At 68.6% G+C, this 15,754-nt stretch carries 10 protein-coding genes and 2 pseudogenes; 3 read left to right on the forward strand and 9 right to left on the reverse strand.

All coding sequences use genetic code 11. The features are described 5' to 3' along the window. Positions 1-131: 131 nt before the first annotated feature. Positions 132-1,625: a sugar transferase gene (locus VJN29_RS18660; RefSeq protein WP_324145145.1), complete on the forward strand. Its 1,494-nt coding sequence runs from the start codon at positions 132-134 to the stop codon at positions 1,623-1,625. Between the two features lie 83 nt (positions 1,626-1,708). On the opposite strand, the gene VJN29_RS18665 is transcribed toward VJN29_RS18660, so the two are convergent. From VJN29_RS18665 to mfd, 3 genes are read right to left on the reverse strand one after another with little or no spacing between them, the layout of a single operon-like run. Continuing rightward, positions 1,709-2,722, reverse strand: coding sequence for a MazG family protein (locus VJN29_RS18665; protein ID WP_324145146.1), 1,014 nt, complete (start codon positions 2,720-2,722; stop codon positions 1,709-1,711). Further along, positions 2,715-3,254, reverse strand: a complete 540-nt coding sequence (locus VJN29_RS18670; protein ID WP_324145147.1) for a hypothetical protein — start codon at positions 3,252-3,254, stop codon at positions 2,715-2,717. Before VJN29_RS18670 ends, VJN29_RS18665 begins: the two co-directional genes overlap by 8 nt. A 33-nt stretch (positions 3,255-3,287) precedes the next feature. Continuing rightward, a complete protein-coding gene (gene mfd, locus VJN29_RS18675; RefSeq protein ID WP_324145148.1) occupies positions 3,288-6,905 on the reverse strand; it encodes a transcription-repair coupling factor in 3,618 nt (1,205 codons plus the stop codon). A gap of 456 nt (positions 6,906-7,361) precedes the next feature. Between mfd and VJN29_RS20390 the strand changes: the two are divergent. Further along, positions 7,362-7,736 (forward strand): annotated as a pseudogene (locus VJN29_RS20390) (phosphatase PAP2 family protein); the annotation flags it as partial. 120 nt (positions 7,737-7,856) lie between these two features. Here VJN29_RS20390 and VJN29_RS18680 read toward each other — a convergent pair. The 5 genes and pseudogenes from VJN29_RS18680 to VJN29_RS18695 form a co-directional block, all read right to left on the reverse strand. After that, a complete protein-coding gene (locus tag VJN29_RS18680) occupies positions 7,857-8,852 on the reverse strand; it encodes a methyltransferase C-terminal domain-containing protein (protein WP_324145149.1) in 996 nt (331 codons plus the stop codon). A gap of 3 nt (positions 8,853-8,855) precedes the next feature. Continuing rightward, positions 8,856-9,041 (reverse strand): annotated as a pseudogene (locus VJN29_RS20395) (hypothetical protein); the annotation flags it as partial. 46 nt (positions 9,042-9,087) lie between these two features. Further along, positions 9,088-9,918 (reverse strand): sugar phosphate nucleotidyltransferase, encoded by an 831-nt coding sequence (locus tag VJN29_RS18685; protein WP_324145150.1) that lies wholly within the window; start codon positions 9,916-9,918, stop codon positions 9,088-9,090. Positions 9,919-9,944: 26 nt separating this feature from the next. Then, positions 9,945-11,174, reverse strand: coding sequence for a class I SAM-dependent methyltransferase (locus VJN29_RS18690; RefSeq protein ID WP_324145151.1), 1,230 nt, complete (start codon positions 11,172-11,174; stop codon positions 9,945-9,947). Then, positions 11,171-12,208 (reverse strand): SDR family oxidoreductase, encoded by a 1,038-nt coding sequence (locus VJN29_RS18695; RefSeq protein WP_324145152.1) that lies wholly within the window; start codon positions 12,206-12,208, stop codon positions 11,171-11,173. Before VJN29_RS18695 ends, VJN29_RS18690 begins: the two co-directional genes overlap by 4 nt. A gap of 307 nt (positions 12,209-12,515) precedes the next feature. Here VJN29_RS18695 and VJN29_RS18700 point away from each other — a divergent pair, with 307 nt between their 5' ends. After that, positions 12,516-13,763 (forward strand): hypothetical protein, encoded by a 1,248-nt coding sequence (locus VJN29_RS18700; protein WP_324145153.1) that lies wholly within the window; start codon positions 12,516-12,518, stop codon positions 13,761-13,763. A 13-nt stretch (positions 13,764-13,776) separates the two neighbouring features. Here VJN29_RS18700 and VJN29_RS18705 read toward each other — a convergent pair whose 3' ends face one another. Further along, positions 13,777-15,732 (reverse strand): right-handed parallel beta-helix repeat-containing protein, encoded by a 1,956-nt coding sequence (locus VJN29_RS18705; RefSeq protein ID WP_324145154.1) that lies wholly within the window; start codon positions 15,730-15,732, stop codon positions 13,777-13,779. Positions 15,733-15,754: the final 22 nt, after the last annotated feature.

Raw genomic sequence — 15,754 nt, forward strand, 5'->3', positions numbered from 1 at the left:
GACCCGGACGTCCATTTGGCGGTTCTGCCGCGCGACGTCAGCGGCTCGGGTCATACTCTTAACGTCGTCGCGGGGGACGTGTCCAGTCAGGGCAGGCGCGAAGCGCTCGGGGTTGGGGAGATTTCTGGAACATGGTCCAGTCCGTACACGAGGCTGACGTGCGGGTGCTTGCTGTCGCCGCGCGACCGGTCGTCCAGCCGCGCACCGAGCGGACCAAGAGCATTCGGCTCTTCCTGCTGGCCATCGCGGGCGGTGACCTCGCCGTCATTGCCCTCGCCACGGCCCTCGCCGCCATCGGCAGGTACCGGCTCGACGTCTTCCGGGAGTCCGCGGACGTCACCGAGGTGGCCCAGTCGGTCGGCCCCTGGGTCGTTCTCGGCTGGATGCTCGTGAACCTCGCCGTGGGCACGTACCGGTCCGGACACCTGGGCGTCGGGACGACGGAGTACGCCAAGGTCCTCGCAGCCGCCGGCTTCGCGGGCGGGGCCATCGGGATCATCAGCTACCTGACGAAGTTCAACCTCTCGCGCGGGTTCTTCGTCCTGCTGTTCGTCTTCGGTGTCCCGCTGCTGCTCCTGTGGCGCTGGACGGCTCGTCGGCTCGTCCATCGCCTCCACCTGCGCGGTTACCTCGTCACGAAGGTCCTCATCGCCGGCTCCGCCCCCCACGTGGACGAGGTCGCGGCGGTCCTGGACCGCGAGTCGTGGCTCGGCTACCGGATCATCGGCGCCCTGCTGCCACCCTCCGACGAGCTCAGGGCGACCCCGCGCGGGGTGCCGGTGGTGGGCATCAGCACCGAGACCGCTCTGGCCACGCGCGAGAACGAGGCTGACCTCATCGTCTTCACCGAGGGCGCCCTGCAGTCGTCGACCGACTTCCGGCGCATCGCCTGGGACCTCGAGGGCCATCACGTGCAGATGGCCGTCGTGCCGAGCCTCAGCGACATCTCGTCCGGCCGCGTGATGATGCGTCCCGTCGGTGGCCTCCCCCTCGTCCACGTCGAGCAGCCGCAGAGCCTCGGCGCCAGCCGCGGCCTGAAGCGCGCCTTCGACATCATCGGCGCGGCCCTGGGCCTGGTCATCCTCGGACCTCTCATGCTGGCCGTTGCCGCCGCCATCTGGCTGCAGGACCGCGGCCCGATCCTGTTCCGGCAGACCCGGGTCGGCAGGGACGGCGAGTTCTTCGAGTGCCTGAAGTTCCGCAGCATGGTGGTGGACGCCGAGGCGCGGCTGTCCGCCGTCACGCACCTGAACCAGAACGCCGACGGCGTGCTCTTCAAGGCCCAGCAGGATCCCCGGATCACGCGCGTCGGCCGGTTCATCCGCCGGTACTCCATCGACGAGCTGCCCCAGCTGGTCAACGTGATCGCCGGCGAGATGAGCCTGGTCGGGCCGCGACCGGCCCTGCCCGCGGAGGTCAGGCGCTACTCGACCGACGTCCAACGGCGCCTGCATGTCCGTCCCGGCATGACCGGCCTGTGGCAGGTGTCGGGCCGAAGTGACCTCTCGTGGGAGGACACGGTGCGCCTCGACCTCTACTACGTCGACAACTGGTCGCTCGTCCAGGACCTGTCCATTGTCATCAAGACGGTGCGGGCCGTGTTCAGCTCAACCGGCGCGTACTGAGCAGTGCCCGCCGAGCCAGCCCAGCGGCATACGGCATCAAGAGAATTGGTGGTATGCCGCTGAGCTCGCTTCCGTGCGCACGCTCAGTCACGTCTCGCCTGGCCCTCGCTCGCCTCCGCGAGCTGGCGCAACGTCTCCCGCAGGGACCCCTCCGCGTCGACGCCTGACGCCCTGGCCCGGCGCACGAGGGCGAGCAGCTCCGAGCCGAGGCCACCAGCAGACTCGGCGAGGTCGAGCAGGTCGGCGCGGTCGCTCCTCTCGAGCCGGCTGACGTACTTCTCCGCTCGGGCGAGTGCGGGGAGGCTGACGGGCACGCCCTCGAGCGGGTGCCGGCGGTGCTCCTTCTCGGCCGCCTTGATCGTCTCCCAGTTGGCCTCGACCGCGTCGGGGGTCCGTGCATCGACGTCGGCGAAGACGTGGGGGTGCCGACGGACGAGCTTCTCGACGAGGCCTCCCGCGACGTCGTCGATGTCGAACGGTGCGCTCGGGTGCTCCTCGGCCACGCGGGCGTGAAAGGCGATCTGCAGGAGCAGGTCGCCCAGCTCCTCACGCATGTGGTCGGTGTCGCCGGACTCGAGGGCCTCGATCGCCTCGTGGGCCTCCTCGAGCAGGTAGGGAACGAGGCTCTCGTGGGTCTGCCGGGCATCCCAGGGGCACCCGCCCGGTGAACGGAGCCGGTCCATGACGGCGACCACGTCGAGCAGGCGGGCGCCGGGCAGGTCGTAGGAGCCGACGAGTACCTCGACGTCCGGGGGCTCGGGCAGCCTGCTGACCTCGGTGGCGATGGCCTCGTTGAGACCGGGGTCGCCGTCGGCGGACCCGATCCACACGGCGGTGCCGGTCGCTGCGGCGGTGACGAGATCACGGGCGAGCGACGGGACGTCCGATCGATCGCGCGTCACGACCTCGAGGCCCGCCTCCGCGACCGCCTCTGCCTGCGGCTCGTCCGGCGCGGCCCACACGTGCCGGGCGCCCGACAACGCGGTCCACGCGTCGCGGGTCAGCACGCCCGGGGCGACCCGAGGCGTCGACAGGAGCAGGACGATGCGTCGTTCGTCGCGGACGGTCTCGTCCATCGAGCGGCTCGAGTCACTCACCGTCCGGTGCGAGGATCCAGTTGGGCCGCTGCTGGCCGATGGTGAAGAAGACCGGGGGCTGCTCGGAGGGGACGACCTCGCCGTAGCGGGGGTTCACCGTGATGTTCGCCTCGTCGATGTTCTCGCGGTAGCGGGCGACGTCCTGGTCGGTCATCTGGCCCGACTGGAGCATGGCGACGGTGTTGATGAACTCCTTCGTCGTGTCGGTCGCATCCGGAATCGCGGCGATGGCGTTGGCGGCGGTCGCGTCGGGCTGCCAGCCGCCCGACTCGCTGACGGCGTCCTGGAGCAGGGGCGAGGCCACCAGAGCGGTGACGACGATGTTCTCCGGGAAGTCGAACTGGGCCTCGCGGAGCTGCCGCGCTGTCTCCTCGACCGCGTCCGAGTGGATCACCTCGCCGTTGACGACGGCGGCGCCCTGCTGCCTCGTCTCGAAGCCGCAGCCCGTGAGCAGGGTGACGGCACTCAGCCCCACCAGAGCGGTCGCTGCGACGCGCTGTGCGGACCAGGCGCGGACTGACGTTGCCTTCACTGAACTCCTCCTCAGGCGGACCCGGGTGTCATCCTACGGTGCGCTCGAAGCGGCCGCGGCCACCCCGGCCACCTTGGTCACATCGGCCCCAGCGGCGATGTCGTCGAGCAGCACCGCCGTGATGAGCTGCCGCGCCCACGCGACGACCTCGAGGTCGCGCAGCGGCCTGCCACCGACCCGGGCCGTCGTCGGCACCGGCACGAGGATCGTCCCCAGCGCGTCCTTGACGACGGTCCCGGGGTAGAGCCGCATGAGACGCAGCTGCTGGCTCTCGCGGAGGTCCTTCACCGGGCCGAAGCGGACGTACTTGCCCTGGACCCCGACGTCGCCGATCTTCGCCTTGCGGGCGACCACCCGGAGGCGGGCGACCTCGAGGAGGTTCTGGACCGGTTGGGGCGGCGTGCCGTAGCGGTCACGCAGCTCGGCCTCGATCTCGTCGACCGCCTCCTGGCTCTCGACGGTCGCGAGCTTCTTGTAGGCCTCGAGGCGCAGCCGCTCGCCGGGCACGTAGTCGTGCGGCAGGTGGGCGTCGACGGGCAGCTCGATCTTGATCTCGGCGGGTGCCGCGTCGGCCTCGCCCTTGAAGTCAGCGACGGCCTCTCCGATGAGTCGCACGTAGAGGTCGAAGCCGACGCCCGCGATGTGCCCGGACTGCTCGCCGCCGAGCAGGTTGCCGGCGCCTCGGATCTCGAGGTCCTTCATCGCGACCTGGATCCCGGCGCCGAGGTCGGTGTGGCTGGCGATGGTCCGCAGCCGGTCATGGGCCGTCTCCGTGAGCGGCTTCTCCGGTGGGTAGAGGAAGTACGCGTACGCCCGCTCCCGGCCGCGTCCGACGCGTCCCCGCAGCTGGTGCAGCTGGGACAGGCCCAGCATGTCGGCGCGTTCGACGATGAGGGTGTTGGCGTTCGAGATGTCGAGCCCCGTCTCCACGATCGTCGTGCAGACCAGGACGTCCGAGCGCTTCTGCCAGAAGTCCTCGACCACCTGCTCCAGGCGGTGCTCGCCCAGCTTGCCGTGCGCCGTGGTGATCCTCGCCTCGGGGACGAGCTCGCGGAGGCGGGATGCCGCCTTCTCGATGCTGCTCACCTTGTTGTGGATGAAGAAGACCTGGCCCTCGCGGAGCAGCTCGCGACGGATGGCCGCGGTGATCTGCTTCTCGTCGTAGGCGCCGACGAACGTGAGAATGGGGTGGCGCTCCTCCGGCGGCGTTGCCAGCGTGGACATCTCGCGGATGCCCGTGACGGCCATCTCGAGGGTGCGCGGGATCGGTGTGGCCGACATCGACAGCACGTCGACCGCGGTCCGCATCGTCTTGAGCAGCTCCTTGTGCTCGACGCCGAAACGCTGCTCCTCGTCGACGACGACGAGGCCGAGATCCTTGAAGCGGATGTCCTTGCCGAGGAGCCGGTGGGTCCCGATGACGATGTCGACCGTCCCGTCGGCGAGGCCGTCGACGACGTCCTTGGCCTCCTTGTCCGACTGGAACCGGGACAGCGCCTTGACCTTGACGGGGAACTGGGCGTATCGCTCCGAGAACGTCTGGTGGTGCTGGCTGACGAGCAGCGTCGTCGGCACGAGGATGGCGACCTGCTTGCCGTCCTGGATCGCCTTGAACGCTGCGCGGACGGCGATCTCCGTCTTGCCGTAGCCGACGTCGCCGGAGATGAGCCGGTCCATCGGGACCTGCTTCTCCATGTCGGCCTTGACCTCGTCGATGCTCGAGAGCTGGTCCGGCGTCTCGACGTAGGCGAACGCCTCCTCGAGCTCGCGCTGCCACGGGGTGTCCGGGGAGAAGGCGTGACCCTTCGTCGCCTGACGGGCGCTGTAGAGGCGGATGAGGTCGGCGGCAATCTGCTTGACGTAGCGCTTCGCTCGCGACTTCGTCTTGGTCCAGTCGGAGCCGCCCATCTTGTTGAGCGTCGGCTCCTCCCCACCGACGTACTTGGTCACCTGGTCGAGCTGGTCCGTCGGCACGTAGAGACGGTCGCCCGGTTGTCCTCTCTTGCTGGGCGCGTACTCGATGACGAGGTACTCACGAGTGGCGCCCTGGACCGTGCGCTGCATCATCTCGACGAAGCGGCCGACGCCATGCTGCTCGTGGACGACGAAGTCTCCGGGTCGCAGCTGCAACGGGTCGACCTGGTTCCGACGGCGAGAGGGCATGCGACGCATGTCCTTGGTGGAGGTGCCCGCGCCGGGCTGCCCGGTGAGGTCCGTCTCGGTCAGCAGCTCGAAGCGCTCGGGCTCATGGACGAAGCCGCGCCCGAGGGAACCGGTGGTCACGCCCACCGTCCCGGGGGTGACGGAGTTGGCGAGCGGTTCGACCGGGACCTCGTGGTCGCGCAGCACCTCCTCGATGCGCTTGGCGAGGCCGGGGCCCTCGGTGACGACGGCGACGCGCCAGCCTGCTGCGGTCCGGGCGCGGAGGTGCTCAACCGCGCGCTCGGTGTCGCCACGGAACGCATCCGGCTCGGACGTGGCCACGGTGATCCGCGCGTCGACGTCGTCGTCCTCGATGACCAGGTCGGTGTCCGCCGCGAAGGGGGTCAGGGTCCACCACGGGCGGCCGGTGGCGGCGGCGTGGGCGCGCAGCTGCGCGATGGTCCAGTAGGACGCCGTCCCCAGCACCGACTCAAGGTCGACGGGCACCTGGTTGCCTGCCGCCGCGTTTGACCAGCTCGCCTCGAGGAACTCCTGGCTCGTCGCGACGAGGTCGTGGGCGCGGGTGCGGATCCGCTCGGGGTCGCTGAGCAGCACGATCGACTCCGCGGGCAGGACGTCGAGCAGCGGCTCCATGCCGTCGACGAGCGCCGGGGCCAGCGACTCCATGCCTTCCACGGCGATGCCCTCGGAGACCTTGGTCAGCATCTCGGCGACGCCCGGGAGCTGACCGGCCAGCTCTCTTGCCCGTTGGCGCACGTCGTCGGTGAGCAGCACCTCCCGGCACGGCGGGGCCCACAGGCCGTGGGCGGCGACCTCGAGGCTGCGCTGGTCGGCCACCTTGAACCAGCGGATCTCCTCGACCGTGTCTCCCCAGAACTCGACCCTGACCGGGTGCTCTTCGGTCGGTGGGAAGACGTCGAGGATGCCGCCGCGGACCGCGAACTCGCCGCGGCGCTCGACGAGGTCGGTCCTGGTGTAGGCGGCGGCCGACAGCGCGTCCACGACGTCCTCGAGCGGGCGTTCGTCCCCGGCACGGAGGCTGACCGGCTCCAGGTCGCCGAGCCCCTTGGTGAGCGGCTGGAGCGCCGCGCGGACCGGCGCGATGACCACCGACAGCGGGCCGTAGGCCGTGTCGTCCGGGTCGGGATGGGCGATCCTGCGGAGCACGGCGAGGCGCCGGCCGACCGTGTCGCTGCGCGGCGACAGGCGCTCGTGGGGCAGCGTCTCCCAGCTGGGGAAGACGGCGACCTCGATGCTCGGGAGCAGCCCGCTCAGGGAGGCCTGGAGGTCCTCCGCCTCGCGGGTCGTCGCGGTGACGACGACGAGCGGGCCGGTATCGCGCGAGGCGCGGGCGATGGCCGTGATGAGGAAGGGGCGGGCGCCGTCACTCGACGAGATGTCGACGAGCCGACTGTGCCCGGCCTCGGCAATGACGCGACGGACGTCCGGGGCCTGCGTCCAGGCCTCGAAGACGGCGGTGAGACTCATGGGTGGGCCACTCCCTGGGCAACGCTGAAATACCCCACGCCGGCCGACGTGGGGGGCCCTCCAGACTAACCAACGTCGGGGCTCTCCTGTTCATGTGGGGCGTTGCCCCGGCAAGCACTCCCCGCGAACCGGTCCTTTCGCCAAAGCTCCACGCCCCTTGAGCGTCTGTAGAAGCATGGGCGCGTGAGGCTTGCACCCGGGCGCACGGGCGCCAAGACCGACGTCGTCACCAGAGGCTCTCGGCTGCAACGCGTCTGGACGGTGACGGGTGATGTCTGGACCGTGCGGCTCGCAATCGGTGGTGCCCTCCTCTTCGTCGCTCTGACGGTCCTGGTGATGACAGACCTTCTGGCGCCACTCGACTCCAAGGCGATTCACCGGCTCCGGCCCGGGGACGAGTGGGGTGAGGCACAGGTCCTCTACAGCCCGTGGATGGGCCGGCTGCCACCAAGTCGCATGTACGTCCTTCTCGGGATCACCTGCGTCGCCACGGCGCTCTGGCGGCATTCGTGGTGGCCGCTCGTCTTTGGGCTGGCCCTCGCCGGTGGCTCCGCGGTGCTCACCCTGCTCGTCAAGTTCACCCTCCACCGTCCGGACCCCCACGGGTACGTTCCATCCTCGGGCGGGAGCTATCCCTCAGGCCACATGGTCGCCGTGGTGGTGTGCCTGGCAGGCTGTCTCCTGCTGGTCTGGCCGCGGGTGCCGTGGTGGCTGTGGACGCCGCTCGTGATCGGCGCTGCACTCATGGCCTCGGCGTTGCTGGTCGCCGCAGCGCACTGGCCGACGGACGTCGTGGGCGGGGGTCTGCTGGCACTCGGCCTGGTCATCTTGTTCAGCAGACTTGGGTTGCGTCGGCTCGCCATTGCAGCGCTGAGTTGGCGCAACGAGAACGCCTGCCGGAGCCGGCTGCGGTCGGCCCCCAGTCCCCGGGTTGCGGATGACAGCGCCGCCTCAGGTGTTGCCCACTCGGTCGGCGAAGGAGAGCTCACGCGACACCGGAAGGGGCACGTGGAGCTGTGGTGCCCAGCCGGTGTCCATACTCATCCTTCGCAGTTGGGCCACGACCTCGTCGGCGATGTCCCAGGTGAGAATGACGACGTCGTCGGGGCGGTCCGCGAGGAGGTGCTCCACGGAGTGGATCGGGACGCCGGCACCAGGCACGCGGCACCCGTGCTTCACCGGCGACAGGTCGACCGTGTAGGGCAGCAGGGTCCGGTCGACCCGGGAGAGCGCGAGGAGGACCGCCGCCTTGGACGGTGCACCGTATCCCGCCACTCGCCGCCCCTGTCGCGCCAGCCGCTCGAGATGGGTGCGGAAGTCCATCGCGACCCGTGACCCGCGAGCGCCGAGCGCCGCGAGGCTGTCCAGCCGGTCAAGACCCGCCGCCCGCTCCTCGGAGCGGATGTTGTCGACGCTGTTGTCAACGACGGGGCCTTCCGTCGTCCGCGCCGCAGTCACTCGGAGGCTGCCTCCGTAGACGTCGACCATGGCCGCTCGCGTGATCGTCAGGCCGTTGCGCTCGAAGAGCGGACCTGCTGCGAGGAGCGAGAGGTAGACGAAGTGGCCGTGCCGGATCGTGTCGACGAGCGTGTCCCTGACGAGCGGCAGGAGATGGAAGAACTCGCAGACAAGGCGCCCGCCGTCCGCGAGCCGAGCGGCGTGTGCGGCGACGACGGCGTCGATGTCCTCCTCGTGCATGAGGTGATGGACGTCGACGACGAGATCGGCTTGTTCGTCGCGGCCGACCTCGACGAGCCCGGCGCCCATGAACCGCGGCAACCACGACGCTCCATGGGCGCTGTCGAGCTCGATGACCGTCTGGCCCGGCGCGAGACGTTCGTCGCGGACGACCGCTGCGACCGAGGCGGCGGCGTGTTCGATGGCGGTGGCGGAGTCGACGGCCGCCTGGGGCTCGGGATGGGCACCGCGCCCGGGGCCGAGCTGCACCAGGCCGCACTCGTCGCACGCATGGAGTGTGAGCGGCCAGGTAGGATCCGGCCCCGGCGCGTCCACCGGTGGAAACTGGTCTGACGCCGGGACCTCCCCGAGGTCGAGGACAAGCGGAGGGCACGGCTCGCCGCACGAGCGACATACCGCCGTGCTGGCGCGTTCAGCCGGGGCCACCGACACGATCACTCGCCTCCCGCGCGGTAGCGCCGTCCCATGACTGAACCTGTCCCCGTCAGGCGGGGAAGACGGCGTCGATCGGGTGCATGGCCTTGTGCGGAATGGTTCGATCGCCGCGCCACAGCGCCCACGGGCTGTCGCCGTGACGGTACATGTCCTCCAAAGCCGTCCGCTCTTTCAGCGTGTCCATGGGCGCCCAGAAGCCGTCGTACGGAACGGCCCGCATCTTTCCGGCCTGCGCTGCGGCGACGCACGCATCCATGACGAGGTCCTCGTTCGGCCCGAGGTAGTCGAATATCTCCTGCCGCAGGACGAAGTAGCCGCCGTTGATGCGGAAGGCCATCTCGGCGGCCGGCCGGAAGCCGCGAATCTCGGTGTCTCCCTCCATCTCGAGGACATGGAACGAGTCCTGTGGCTTGACCGCGAGGAGCGTCCCGACCGCGTCGGTCCTGAGGAAGTCGGCGATGATGTCGTTCAGAGGCGCGTCGGTGAGGACGTCGCCGTAGTTCGCCAGAAACGCCTCGTCCTCGTCGAGATAGGGGCGCACGCGGCGGAGTCGCTCGCCGATCGGCGTGTCGATGCCCGTGTCGATGAAGGTGATCTTCCAGTCGCTGATGTCGCTGCCCAGGAGTTCGACGTGCTCGCACCCCTTGGTGAGCACGAAGTCGTTCGAGGCCGTCTCGTCGTAGTGGAGGAAGTAGTCCTTCACTGAGTGGGCGCCGAAACCCAGGCAGAGAATGAACTCGGTATGGCCGAAGTGGGCGTAGTACCTCATGACGTGCCACAGGACGGGGCGGCTGCCGATGGGCATCATCGGCTTCGGCAGCGATTCGGAGCCGGACCGCATCCGCATCCCGAGCCCCCCGCAGAACAACACAACTTTCATCATCAGATCCCTTTGCTGGGTCCTCCCTAGAAAACCTCGAGCCGCGGGAGCGCGACCACGAGGCGTCCCCCCCAGACCCGAATCCCGGCCAGCTGTGCCGAGATCTCCTCGCGGAGGTTCCACGGCATGATGAGCACGTAGTCGGGCTGGGCCGCCTCGAGCTCCTCGACTGGTCGGATCGGGATGTGCGTGCCAGGCAGGAACTTGCCGTGTTTGAACGGGTTCCTGTCCACAGAGAAGCGGATGAGGTCTGAACGGATGCCGCAGTGGTTGAGCAGGGTGTTGCCCTTCCCCGGCGCGCCGTAGGCCACAACCGTCTCGCCACGTCGAGCGCACCCAATGAGGAACTCGACGAGATCGTTGCGCACCGTGGCGACCTGCGCGGCGAATCCGGCGTGGCCGTCCACGGTGTCCAGTCCTGCCGCAGCCTCGGCCGCGAGGACTCGCATGACGGCGGCAGAGGGCTGCGGAGCATGCTCCGACGGGGCGGACCAGGTGCGCAGCGACCCGCCGTGCGTGGACAGCTCCTCGACGTCGACGACCGTGAGGCCCGCAGCCGCGAGGGCCCGCTGCGTCGTCAGGAGCGAGAGATAGGAGTAGTGCTCGTGGTAGATGGTGTCGTACTCGTTGCCCTCGATGAGTCGCAGCAGGTGTGGGATCTCGATCGAGACGCGTCCCGTGTCCGCCACGAGGGCTCGCAGCCCCTTGGCGAAGTCGACGATGTCCGGCACGTGGGCGAAGACGTTGTTCGCCACGACGAGGTCGGCCGGGCCGTGGACGGACGCGACCTTCGACCCCGACTCCTCCCCCAGGAAGACGACCTCGGTCGGGATCCCCTTGTCCACTGCCGCCTCGGCGACGTTCTCCGCCGGCTCGATGCCAAGGCAGCGGACCCCTCGGGCGACGACGTGCTGGAGCAGGTAGCCGTCGTTGCTCGCCACCTCGACGACGAACGAGCTCGGGCCCAGCCCCAGGCGGTCGACTGCCTCGTCGACAAACCGCTTCGCATGGGCCACCCATGAGTCGCTGTACGAGGAGAAGTAGGCGTAGTGGCTGAAGATCTCCTCACCGGAGATGTAGGCCGGGAGCTGGACGAGGAGACAGGATGAGCAGATGCGCACGTGCAGCGGGTAGAACGTCTCTCCCGAGTCGAGCTGGGACGCGTCGAGGTAGCTCTCGCAGGGCGGGGACATCCCCAGGTCGACGAACGTGCGGGTGAGCTCCGCGCCGCAGAGCCGACACCGTGGCTTGCTCATCGCACCGGCTCACTCGTGCGCAGGCGCAGGCCATCGTCGAGGGCACCCGCTGCGACGAGCTCACGGACGCGTGCGAGCCGGACATAGCGCGGGCCCTCGAAGTCCTCCGAGCTCAGGCCGTAGCGCCGCATGTCAGACGCCAGCTCCTCGATCCCCTTGGCCACCGTCCATTGGGGCTGGAACTCGGGAAGAAGTTCGGTGATCTTGGCGAAGCTCACCCGGTAGTCACGCGTGTCGGGTCCGGCCCCAGCTGCGAACGTCACGGGAGCGTCCATGTGTTCGGCGACCTGCATGGCGATGTCGCGGATCTGGACCACGTCCTCGTCCCGCCCCACGTTGAACGCTTGGTCGTGGATCACCTCACGGGGAGCATGCAGGGCGGCGAGGAAGGCGCCAGCGATGTCGGCGGCGTGCACGAGCGGGCGCCAAGGAGTGCCGTCCGACTGCAGCCTCACCTCTCCGCGCGTGAACGCCGTGCCGGTGAGGTTGTTGACGACGATGTCGGCTCGTAAGCGCGGCGACGATCCGTACGCCGTCGCATTGCGCAAGTAAGTGGGGCTGAAGGAGTCGTCGGCCAGTGCCGAGATGGCGTGCTCCGCCCGGACCTTGCTCTCCCCGTAAGGAGTCACCGGGTGGAACGGCGAGCTCTCCTCAACCGGAGCATCCCCAGCGGCACCGTAGAGCGAGCAGGAGGAGGAGAACAGGAACCGAGGCACCCCTGCCAGCTTGGCCGCGCGGGCCATGAGCTCGGCACCGTGAGCATTGACTGAGTAGGTGGCGTCAGGGTTCAGGTGGCCCACGGGATCGTTCGAGATCGCGGCCAGATGCACAATCGCGTCGAAGCCCTCCAAGGTTGCAGGGTCGACGTCGCGGACGTCCCCGTCGCGCTGCTCGTAACCGGAAGCCTGGGGCCCGAAGTCGCAGCCGGCGTACCAGTTGGCGTCGAGTCCGACGACCTCATGGCCTGCAGCCACGAACACCGGTACGAGGACCTGGCCGATGTAGCCGCGATCGCCGGTGACGAGTACTCGCATCTCTTCCTCCCTCAAGCCCATGCGCACCCTCATGGTGCATCGAGGATGCCTAGGCGCGTAGCGTTTTCCAGAAAGTTGGCGAGTCGCACCGCCCAGCTCTCGCTTGTCCCTACGACGCTGTCCCACCCCCCAGAGCGAGGTGGGTCAAAACGCTCCCTGGCCTTCGATCGCTCCTTATGCTGGCAAGGCAGGAGGACCCGGGCCATCCCCGGTGGCGAGGGCGCGTGGAGGTGCTGTGACTACTGGCGACCGCTTGCTCTCGTCGATGAGCGGGCTGTTTCACTCCGTGCGTTCCGTCGGTGGTCGGATGAGTTGGGGCCTGATCGACCAGGGACTCTCCAGCCTCAGCAACTTCGCCGTCGGAATCGTGGTTGCGCACAGCGTCGGGCTCGAGGAGTTCGGCGCGTTCACCCTGGCGTGGTTCACGTACGGCCTCATTCTCAACGTCTCCCGTGGACTGGGGACGGACCCCTTGGTCGTCCGGTTCAGTGGGGTCCCGATGGCGGATTGGCGCACTGCGGTATCGCGCACCTCCGCCACCGCCATCGTGGTCGGCGTTGTCATGGGGGTGGCCTGCCTGCTCCTCGGGATCGCCGTGCCCGGCCCGGTTGGAGACGCTCTGGTGGGGCTTGGCCTGGTGCTTCCCCTGCTCGTGCTTCAGGACAGCTGGCGGTTCGCCTTCTTCGCCGCCGGACAGGGCCACAAGGCGTGCATCAACGACCTCGTATGGGCCCTCGCGCTCGTGCCGACGATGGCCGTGGCGGTGCAGCGCGAGAGCCTGTTGGGCATCGTGCTCGCCTGGGGCTTGGCGGGCGGTGTGGCGGCGCTGTTCGGGCTTCGGCAGGCCCGGGTGTTGCCCTCCTTCGGGGGCGCCGTGACCTGGTTCCGAGAGCAGAGGGACCTGGGAGTGCGCTACATGGTCGAGAACATCACGCAGAGCGGCGGAACACAGCTGCGCATGTATGCGCTCGGTGTCATCGCTGGTCTTGCCGAGGTGGCTGCCTTGCGCGGTGCGCAGCTCCTCCTCGGCCCATTGCTCACCGTGCTCATGGGCATCGGTACGGTCGCCGTCCCGGAGGCGGTGCGGTGGTTGCGCCGCTCACGGGGGCACCTCCTCCGCTTCTGCCTCGCGCTCGGGTCGGTAGAGGCAGTTGCGGCGCTGCTCTGGGCTCTGGCCCTGTGGATCTTACTTCCAACGGGTGTCGGCGAAGTCGTCCTCGGCCAGGTCTGGCAGCCTGCGTCAGTCCTTGTCCTCCCGCTGTGCCTCAGTGTCATAGTCAGCACCTTTTGCACCGGCGCCACGACCGGCCTTCGGGCTCTCGGAACCGCGCGCCGCAGTCTTCGGTCCCAGGTCGTCGAGAGCACCTTGTTCGTGCTCGCCACCGTCATCGGGGCGACCGTCGCGGGAGCGCTCGGTGCGACGTGGGCGGGTCTGGCCGCAGCCGTTGTCTCCGGGATCTTCTGGTGGACTCAGTTCCGCCGTGCAATGCACCGGGGCGAAGGGAACGGCCCGGTCCTCGGTATGGAGGACGTGGGGTCGATCACGGCACGGTGAGCTGCGGTGTCCATCACTGACTGGGTGACGGCGACGGAGCCGCATCGGGGCGGAAGATGCTGCCGGCATCCTGCCCGAACGGTCCGAGGCAGCTCCCGGAACTGCGTTGGGCCCCCGAGGTGCACGGGATGTGGTCGGTAAGCGGGGCTGTCCACTGCGCCCAGCTCACCGGGTTCTCCGGGTTGCCCTGGTTCCAAACGTAAAACGTCGATGGTCCGTTGTAGACGTTGCGTGTCCACCGGTTGTTCTGGAAGAAGGTGATCTGGGTGGGCACGTCTGCGCCTTCGGCGTTTTCGTTGGGCCCGCCGTACTGGCTGAAGATCCCGTTCGCGCCACACGCGGGCCAGGCCTCCTCGGTGCACCCGGGGATGTTCGCCGGGTTGAAGTCGATCCGGTTACCGGAGACAGTCACGTTCTGAGTCGCCCACATGCACCCGTCCCAGTAGTTCTGTGGCGGGGAGCCCGTCACCTCACCGACATACGTGCTGCGGTTGAGGGTGGCATCGGGAAGGTTCGCCGCGCAGCCGGCCATGCTGAACGGACCCTTTTCCCCACCTCGCGGGAGGGTGCAGACGCTATCGAACCCGTCGTTGCAGTAGCGGTCGGAGTTCTGCCACAGGAAGATGCCGCCGCCGTTGTCCACCAGCGTGTTCCCATCGATGACCGACACGCCCGGGTAGCCAGGCATGCCGGACGCGATGCAGGACGGCATCGCGCACGGCGGGACGCCGCCGTTCTTCGTATCGCTCCCCGACTCGGAGACGTAGATGGCCGGCATGGGGAACTCCGGGTTGTCAGGTCCGTCGGTGAGGTTGTTGCGCGCGAGATAGTTGTTGGTGATCGAGAAGTTGTAGGAGACCTCCTCCCAAATTCCGCCGTTCTCGTTGTCCGTGATGGTGTTCCCGGTCCACGTGGTGTTGGCGTTGTTGGTGTCGGCCCAGCCTCCAACCCCCCAGTTGTGGTGGATCCAGTTGCCACGGATCATGACGCCGTTGGTGGCCCAGAGCTTGAAGCCGCCCTGGTTGCCGTTGCCCTCAACGACCCCGCAGTGAGGGTTCCGGTACTGCTCTGGAACTGGGTTGTAGTCGCGCCAGCCCAGCGACTCGTTCTGGAGGAGGCCGGACAGCCCGCAGGTGTCGTTGTAGCTGATCTCGTTGTTCTCGATCCACACGTTGTAGGGCCCGCCGGTGAGCGAGTCCCCACGGATGGTCTCTGATGCCTGGAAGCCGTATTGGCCGTTCATGGTCAGGCAGTTGTCGCGCAGGATCGCATCGGTCGCCGCGAACATCCCCCCACCGGGGACGTTGAGCGTCACCGTGCTGTTCAGGAGTTGCCACCCGCCGGCTCCGGTCTGGTTGATGGCTGTCTGGTCGACGTAGGGCGTGAACTTCTGGATGGTGAGGTACTGGATGGTGACGTTCGTCTGTTCACCGATGGTGATGTTGCTGTCGATGGCCGTGAACCGGCGGTACTGACCATCGAGGACGCTGCCCCGCCCATCTGCATACCCCCCGACGAACACGTCACCAGAGTTCGCGCTGAAACTCCCGTAGTGCACGCCCGGGGCGAGGTAGTAGACGGTGTCCGGCTCCAGCTGCCAGTTCTCGTAGTCAGCGGTTTCGGGCGGCAGCACCCGGCCTGCCTTGGCGTGAGGGAAGTCGGTGCCGGGCTCGCCGAAGGTTGGGAGGCCGGCGGTGCCGGAGCGGTAGGGACCCGCGGGTCCCGTGTAGTCGTAGGGCGAGCGGAGAACAGCGGTCCCGCATACCGACCGGCCCACCGGGCCCGCCGTGGTGGCACCGGCTCGGGACGCTACCTCGCCATCGAGGGGAGTGGCCGTCAGGCTGCCAGTGGACGGCGCGACACGGGGTGTCGGAGGCGCGAGTCCGTCTTCGGACCGCACGACGTTGACGATCAGGGCCGCCAGCAGGAGTGCGCCCAAGGAGAGGAGAAGGGCGACGCGACGGGTCATCGTGGCGAGCACCCCTGCACCG

Source organism: Intrasporangium sp., assembly GCF_035280925.1.
In the GTDB taxonomy this organism is placed as follows: Bacteria; Actinomycetota; Actinomycetes; order Actinomycetales; family Dermatophilaceae; genus Intrasporangium.

Coding starts and splice junctions, on each gene's coding strand:
- VJN29_RS18660 (WP_324145145.1), top strand. CDS start 132: ATGGTCCAGTCCGTACACGAGGCTGACGTGCGGGTGCTTGCTGTCGCC.
- mfd (WP_324145148.1), bottom strand. CDS start 6,905: ATGAGTCTCACCGCCGTCTTCGAGGCCTGGACGCAGGCCCCGGACGTC.
- VJN29_RS18685 (WP_324145150.1), bottom strand. CDS start 9,918: ATGAAAGTTGTGTTGTTCTGCGGGGGGCTCGGGATGCGGATGCGGTCC.
- VJN29_RS18690 (WP_324145151.1), bottom strand. CDS start 11,174: ATGAGCAAGCCACGGTGTCGGCTCTGCGGCGCGGAGCTCACCCGCACG.
- VJN29_RS18695 (WP_324145152.1), bottom strand. CDS start 12,208: ATGCGAGTACTCGTCACCGGCGATCGCGGCTACATCGGCCAGGTCCTC.
- VJN29_RS18700 (WP_324145153.1), top strand. CDS start 12,516: ATGAGTTGGGGCCTGATCGACCAGGGACTCTCCAGCCTCAGCAACTTC.
- VJN29_RS18705 (WP_324145154.1), bottom strand. CDS start 15,732: ATGACCCGTCGCGTCGCCCTTCTCCTCTCCTTGGGCGCACTCCTGCTG.